General features: G+C 63.3%; 2 protein-coding genes. One reads left to right on the top strand and one right to left on the bottom strand.

The genetic code is table 11. The annotated features are described in order from the left end of the window. Positions 1-96: 96 nt before the first annotated feature. Positions 97-525 carry a hypothetical protein gene (locus tag ABIB49_RS19215; RefSeq protein WP_354157654.1) on the bottom strand — a complete coding sequence of 143 codons (429 nt, stop codon included), beginning with the start codon at positions 523-525 and terminating at the stop codon, positions 97-99. A gap of 893 nt (positions 526-1,418) precedes the next feature. On the opposite strand from ABIB49_RS19215, the gene ABIB49_RS19210 reads away from it, so the two are divergent. Continuing rightward, positions 1,419-1,808, top strand: coding sequence for a hypothetical protein (locus ABIB49_RS19210; RefSeq protein WP_354157653.1), 390 nt, complete (start codon positions 1,419-1,421; stop codon positions 1,806-1,808). Positions 1,809-1,878 lie beyond the last annotated feature (70 nt).

Genomic DNA, 1,878 nt, shown 5'->3' with positions numbered 1-1,878 from the left:
CCGCTGAAGGCGGCGATCAACGACCCGGCGAAAAGAGCGGAGCCCTCGATGCATTAACAACCACGACTACGTCTCAATTGATTTGACAAATTCCGGTTAGTGGCCGGTGACCGTACACGGGGTGCAGTACTTGGCTGGCAGTTCCTCGAGCGTTTCCGGGAGGTCCTCGGGGCCCTCTGCCTGGCCGTTCTTCCACTGCCAGAAGGCGTAGGCGGTGATCGCTGCCCACTGGGCCGACTGGGACCGGTAGTACGTGGTGTGCACGTCGCCCTCGGTGTAGGGGGCCATGACGAACAGTTCACCCTCGGCGTCGTTCGTGCGCAGCAGCGCCAGCATCACATAAGGCCACTGGCCAACGTCCCAGCCGTCGCAGCCCCACGAGGGGAGGACAACCCAGCCAGCGGGTTCGATGTCCTCCATCCAGTCGTAGCCGGTGTGCATGTGGTAATCCCCCAACACCGGGACGTTGAAGAGAACTTCGGCGGTGTCCTGCGTGGTGATCGTTGCGGTGGTGATCGCGTTCATGGTTTCTGTCCTTTTTTGGCCGAGACGTGGGGGTGAGGGGACGGCGTAACCGTGCCAGCTGCTCCCTGACTCCCCCGTTGTTTTTTGGTTGCTGGCAAGCTCGCTTGCTCGGCGGCCGACGGAGCCCTGTCTACCCGCAGGGCAAGGACCGGGAAATTCTCCGGCGAAATAAGCGAGGAACGAGCGCGTTGGGGCAATTCCTGGGCCGCAGGCCCGACGAGGGAGGGGCTAGACGGGGTGGAGCGGACGCCTAGAATCCGAAGGACAGCAACCAAAAAGCGTCGAAGACGTAGACAACAGGGCCGGGACCGGCGGAGCTCTGCGACGCCCGGGCCTGGACCCAAGCAGGCGGGAGCGGGAGCGGACGGCCATTCTCTGGGTGCAGCGCAGCGGAGCCCAGGGCGAGCCCCGCGAGCCTGCACCAACACTCCGGGCCCGGCCCCGGGAGTGAGTACATTAGTCGCGCTGCAGCTGGTGCATCCCGGATTGTCAGACCCTGACCCCACACTGAAACAGCGGTATGATTCGAATATGCGTTCTACTGTTACGAGTGTTGATAGTAGATAAGTTCTAAAGGTGTGGTATGGACCGTGACCAGTTCAAACGGCTTCAGGCGCGGTATGCCCGGCGTGCGCAGCCCATAGGACTGACAACTGAGGAACTGGACTTCGAGAACATGCCCTCCAAAACGGACGTGCACGGGATCCCCGTGCGGGCCTGGATCCGGTTTCAGGACTGCTCCGAGCTCGTGGACGGACTAGCCCATTCCTGGACCGCGAAAGCGGTGCAGGTCTCATGGCAGGACGGGCCGCTGCTGCGTTCGACATGGGTATGGGCCTCGGCAGTGACACGAAAATCAGCAGTGAACAGAACCTTGGGAGAGCGAACGAAGCGTGACAGCAGTACAGAGTGAGGCCAAACCGGCGGCCCCGGTGGACGTTCGATTCACCCTGGCCGGGGAACCCCTTGCGATCCGTTATGACGGGCACGTGTGGGCGGTAGCCGCGGATCCCGTGCGCTGGTTCGAACGCGAGCCCTGGTGGGAGACCCAGCCAAGGGTGCCCGTCGGCGCGGCCGTCGTGGACGTGGCCGTGTGGCGGGTCCAGGTCCGCATCAACAGCGCATCGCCGCTGCGGACCATGGAGATACGCCGCCGGCCCACGACAGAACAATGGATCCTGGCCTCGATCGATGACGCCGCATCGCCGCGGAAGCTGATCTCGTCGCGGATCCCGAACCACTCATGCGCCAACTCGTCCGCGTCTTCTTATCCGGACTACTGACGTCGGATTGGTTTCTTTTGGAAGCCTGTCGTGCTGGCTTAGGCGTAGACCCCGGGGTGCGGGTCGGTGC

It is taken from the genome of Arthrobacter sp. UYCu512 (genome assembly GCF_040547075.1).
GTDB lineage: Bacteria > Actinomycetota > Actinomycetes > Actinomycetales > Micrococcaceae > Arthrobacter.
This window is presented reverse-complemented; position numbering and strand designations above follow the sequence as displayed.